At 55.8% G+C, this 5,182-nt stretch carries 5 protein-coding genes; 1 reads left to right on the top strand and 4 read right to left on the bottom strand.

All coding sequences use genetic code 11. The annotated features are described in order from the left end of the window. The coding region (locus tag M6F29_RS11235) for a superoxide dismutase (protein ID WP_298159885.1) at nt 1–325 on the top strand (325 nt) is incomplete at its 5' end. On the opposite strand, the gene M6F29_RS11230 is transcribed toward M6F29_RS11235, so the two are convergent. From M6F29_RS11230 to M6F29_RS11215, 4 genes are all read right to left on the bottom strand, one after another. After that, nucleotides 322–2,676 (bottom strand): exo-beta-N-acetylmuramidase NamZ domain-containing protein, encoded by a 2,355-nt coding sequence (locus M6F29_RS11230; RefSeq protein ID WP_298159882.1) that lies wholly within the window; start codon nt 2,674–2,676, stop codon nt 322–324. The two genes, M6F29_RS11235 and M6F29_RS11230, sit on opposite strands and share 4 nt — an antisense overlap. Continuing rightward, nucleotides 2,673–3,968, bottom strand: coding sequence for a putative glycoside hydrolase (locus M6F29_RS11225; RefSeq protein WP_298159879.1), 1,296 nt, complete (start codon nt 3,966–3,968; stop codon nt 2,673–2,675). Before M6F29_RS11225 ends, M6F29_RS11230 begins: the two co-directional genes overlap by 4 nt. After that, complete coding sequence (locus M6F29_RS11220) at nt 3,965–4,765, bottom strand: polysaccharide deacetylase family protein (RefSeq protein ID WP_298159876.1); 801 nt, start codon at nt 4,763–4,765, stop codon at nt 3,965–3,967. The genes M6F29_RS11225 and M6F29_RS11220 overlap by 4 nt, the downstream gene beginning before the upstream one ends. A gap of 147 nt (nt 4,766–4,912) precedes the next feature. Next, nucleotides 4,913–5,182 (bottom strand): rhodanese-like domain-containing protein (locus tag M6F29_RS11215; protein ID WP_298159874.1); only part of this gene is annotated, 270 nt, incomplete at its 5' end.

Here is a 5,182-nt window from a genome sequence, read left to right as displayed (position 1 = left end):
AGAACTTGCCGCCGCCATCGACAGGAATTTTGGCTCCTTCGACCAATTTGCCACGCAGTTCAAAACAGCTGCCGCCACAAAGTTTGGCGCAGGATGGACCTGGCTGGTCAAGACGGAAGATGGAAAACTGGCCATTCGCAATAGCAACGATGCCGAAAATCCTCTGCAATGGAATCAGATCCCGCTTCTGACCTGCGATGTCTGGGAGCACGCCTATTACATCGATTACCGCAATGAACGCCCCCGTTATATCGAAGCTTTCTGGGGCTTGATCGATTGGGATTTCGTGGCCCGCAATCTGGCTGGAAAGGGAATCCCCTTCTAATAAAGCAGAAATCTTTTCCTCAATGCGGAAAATTCCCTGAGGCCTCCCAGCCATTGGGATGCGATGGATCTCGGGTCCTTCCCGTCGGTAATCGCCTGCACCCACGAAGGGGATCCTACCATGCTCAGGATTTCCTTCGTGTGGAACTGTTCCGGATAAAGTTGATGGAGGGTGCTGGCCAGTTCTATTCCTAGGAATGGCGAGTCGAGTTCGCGTCGATCCGTCAACAGGAAGCGCACGCCATGACAGGGTTGACGGGCGTAGCGACTGTCGTCAGGCGTGAAATTTGCCGGAATGAAAAACACGCCTGCAATCTCGCGCCGGTTCAGGGCGTCCGCCAGTTTCTGACCGTTGATCCACGGCGCACCCAGCAGTTCGAAAGGGGTATCGGTGCCGCGTCCAACGCTGACATTGGCGCCTTCCACCAGCGCAACGCCCGGATAGAGGGTCGCTTCGGTCAGGGTACGAAGATTGGGGGAAGGAGGAATCCATGGAATGCCGGTTTCATCGTACCAGTCCCGCCGTCGGTAACCGCGCATTTCAATGACGTGTAATCTGGCGCCGATATGGCCTTCCTGGTTGAAAAGTCGGGCCAGTTCGCCGATGGTCATGCCGTGTCGTACCGGGAGCGGAAAATAGGACGTGAAGGAGGTCATGGTTGCCTCCAGCATCGGGCCTTGTACAATGTTTGCAGCAATGGGGTCCGGTCGGTCCAGGACATAAAAATCGATATCCCTGCGTGCAGCGGCTTCCATGGCATAGGCCATGGTGGTAGCGTAGGTGTAGAAACGGACCCCGGCATCCTGAATGTCGAACACCAGGGCATCGATATCCCGGAGCATCCCTTCGGTGGGTTTCCGGGTTTCGCCGTACAAACTGTACACCGGCAGTCCCGTACCGGCATCCCTTTCCGAGGGGATTTTTCCATCCCGGTTGCCCTGCAGACCATGTTCAGGGCTGAATATTTTGGTGAGGCTGACGCCGGGCGCGTGGAATAACAGATCCACTCCGCGATTTCCGTCCGCATCCACGCCGGTCTGATTGGTAATGAGGCCAACGCGCAAGCCCTTCAGAGGGGCAAAATTCTCGGTTTCCAGAACATCCAGTCCGGTGACGACTTGTGTGGCGGGATGAATCACAGGGTATGCGGCGGCTCGTTGGCGGTAAGCGGCCACGCCTGGGCGGGCGGCAAGTATCTGCTCATTGGTTTGTGGTCCCAACGCGGCAGAGACGATGGCCAGGATCCCCCGGCGCAAGGGATTGGCGTTGCCTTTTCCATGGGGGTGTACGCGATTGCTCAGGACGATGAGAAATGTGTGGGTGACGGGATCTATCCGCAGGAGCGTACCGGTATATCCCAGGTGACCATAAGCCCCCAGCGGAAGCAGTTGTTCGCGATTGGTGGCAAAAGGGGCTGCCAATGCCCAACCCAGTCCGCGCAACTCGGTCATGCCCGGCGGTGACTGAGGGGTAGTCATTTGCGTCACGGTGCGCCGGTTCAGAATTCGAACTCCCTTCGCACTTCCTCCGTTGAGAAGCATCCGGGCAAAAATTGCCAGATCATCCGCTGTGGAGAACAGCCCTGCATGTCCTGAAACCCCGCCCATACGGTATGCCGTGGGATCGTGTACTTCACCCCAGTGCAGTCGCCCATTCAGATATTCGGTCGGGGCAATGTTCGGGCGTGATGTCAGGGGCGGCGTAAAACCCGTGTTCTTCATGCCCAGAGGCTGAAAAATATACCGGGTACAATAAACATCCAGAGGCATGCCGGAGATCCGTCGTATCAGTTCTCCCAGAATCTCGAAATTGATGTCGCTATACAGGTATTGACTGCCCGGCGGTACGAGAGGTTTTTCTGCAGCGATCAAACTCAGGGCTGCAGGATAACCCCACCATGCCCTGGTCAAGTCCAGATCGGCCCGCAAGCCTGAATAATGGGTCAACAACTGCCGGATGGTGATGGATTCCTTGTGATTCTCGCCAAATTCCGGCCAGTATTTTGCGACGGGATCATCCAGACGGAGTTTTTGTTGATCCATCAACTGCAGGATGGCCGTGGTGGTAGCCACGACCTTGGTCAGGGAGGCGAGATCGAAACGGGTGTCCACCGTCATCGGACGGGGCTCCGGTTTCAGGGCGCTCAGGCCGAATGCCTTCCGGTATAAAATTTCCTCGGGGTTGCCCACCAACACCACGGCACCGGGAATTCGTCCGAGTTGAATTTCGCGTTGGGTCAATGCCCCGATGGGATCCAGCGCGGTCGCATCGATCTGGCCGGGGTTCTGTGCAAAGGCCGCCGTTCCCCACAGGAGAAAGATCTCCAACCAGATGAGGGCGGCAATTTTCATGGGGTGAACACGTTGCGCCCAGAGTTTGGCTGGTCCTGAAGACCATCGCCATAGAGGTTGTGCGGGTTCCACAGCATCCATCCATCGCTGCCGAAATGCTCGGCTGCCTCGATCTGCGCCCGTATTTGAGGTGTCCGGAACCATCTTCGGTCAAAAGCATAGTCCCGGAATGCCTGAAGCCAGGGCCGAAAACGAAGAGCCGGCAATCCGCTGCGTTGTTGTGCTCTCTCCAGGGAAAGCAGGACAATCTCGCGCGGATGCTGGACGGGATCGAGGTAGCCGGGTATTCCGAACTTGAATCCGGAGGGATAGAGCATCAGGGACAGATAGTCCAGGACTTCGGCCAGGTTCTGTAACTTCTGACCGATATGGGTATCATCGGTATTCCATGCCACATACCCGAAAATATCCGCGGCCAGGAAAACGTTATAGGGAACGAGTCTTTTCCTTGCCGAGGCGAGAAACCCGGTGATGGCCTCGACCCTGTTTTCCTCCGTATTTGGTACCGGATACACCGGTTCCATGGAATCCGGGAAGCGAACATAGTCAAACTGAATTTCATCGAATCCTGCGCGCGCCGCCTCTTCTGCCAGATCGATATTGTAGTTCCATACCGTTTTATTGAATGGATCGGGCCACGACAGCCCCTCCCGGTCTTTCCAGATGGCCCCCTCCGCCGTTCTGAGGGCCAGATCAGGCCGAGCCTTGGCCAGGGGATCATCCTTGAACACCACGATTCTTCCGATGAGGTAGATGCCCCTGGCGTGCAATTCGTTCACCAGCGCATCGATATCCTTGATGGTCGTGATTTTTCGTGCACCGATTTGTGTCGCCAGGGGGATGACGCTTTTGAAAGAGACATCCCCTCGATCTCCCTTGAGGTCGATCACCAGCGCATTCACTTGCGTATGCTGAATGAGGCCGAGCGCAGATTGACGCAACCGTTTGTCCCCGACTCCATAGAATGAAAGATAGAGAGCCTTGGGGATGAAAGGGCTCAGGGTAAACACGGATCTGTCACGGTTGAAATTGACCAGGGGGATCTCACGACGGACATGTCCATAAGCACGAATCCCCAACTGCTCGCCACGGCCATCGATGGTGAACCTTCCGTTGGGATCGGTTCGTACGACGGTGGCGCCAAGCGTCACGAAGGCATTTTCGATGGGTTTCCGGGTCTCGGCATCCAGTACGGTCCCCACATAGGGCGGCGTCAGGGCGGACACGGAGTTCGATATGCTCCAGAGAAGCAGGAGAAAAAGAAGGGAAACACGGCGGTTGAGGCTCTTCACGGTCGATTCTCTCTTACCTCCCGGAAACGGGAAGATTCCGCAAGCAATTTTTCGAACAAGACGCCCTGAACCGGGTCGATCATCAGATAACGGGGCAAGGCCATCATGGGATCGGCTCGGGTAACCGGGTGTCTCACCATGGAAAATCCTGCGACATACCCTGCCCGCCTGGCATCCTCGATCAGTTCATCGTCATAGATCCCATAGGGCCAAGCCAGCATATCCACTGTCCCGCCCAACTTCTCTTGCAAGACCTCTCTGGATCTGAGCAGTTGACGATGTACGAAATTCTCATATTCCTGAGCAGTCAGGCGTTTTTTTTCCTTTTTGAAGTTGGGATGCCAGTAAGTATGGGATTGGATATCCACGAGGCCACTGCCCTTCATTTCCTGTAATTGTTGCCAGGTCAGGGCATAACGGGCGTTGGAGATGGCCGAAGGATAAATGAACAAGGTAACGGGAATGTGGTAGCGGCGGACCAGCGGATACAGGTCCGTAAATACGGATTCATGGCCATCATCCACGGTGATCACGACGGAGCGATCAGGCAAGGGCGGCGCTTTTCCTGCAAGGGAGGAAACCAGACGGCGCAGGGGGATCACGGTGTAACCCTGTACCCGAAGATATTCAAGTTGGGAAGCGAAGACTGAAGTTTTGACCGTCATCGAGTCCGCAACCACGGGACCAAAGCGATGGTAGAGCAGAATGGGTACGACAACCCTGCCGCCTTCCGCCTCCTCTCCCCAGGCAAAATCCATCAGGAGAGGGAGTAAAAACGCCAACAGGAGCGCGCGCATATACCCTTTTTTCTTCACACGCACCCGCCAGAGCATCGATTAAGAGGTCAATTTCCGTTTTTTGTCATGACCAAAACAGGCCCGTCACTGGCGCCATGTTAGCACAGATAGCCATACCCGAAAAAGCCGGCATGCCCCTTGGCGTCTTCAAACGCCTCGTTTGACCGCCTTCTTCATGCGCAAGGCCAAACTTCCCACGCTGCCTCCATTGAACACCTGGGTGTAACCCAGTTGGTGCATGACAGACAGGGCGTGACCCGAGCGTGCGCCCGAGCGGCAGTACAGGATTACAGGGGTACTTTTATCCTTGATGAGCTGATGAATGTCATGATTGAACCGATCCAGCGGAAGATTGATGGCCCCTTCGATATGTCCCGAAATGAACTCGGAATGAGTCCGTACGTCGATCAACCGGGC

The organism is Ferrovum sp. (assembly GCF_027317285.1).
Classification (GTDB): domain Bacteria; phylum Pseudomonadota; class Gammaproteobacteria; order Burkholderiales; family Ferrovaceae; genus Ferrovum.
Note: the sequence above shows the minus strand (reverse complement) of the source record. Positions and strands in the feature narration are given on the sequence as shown.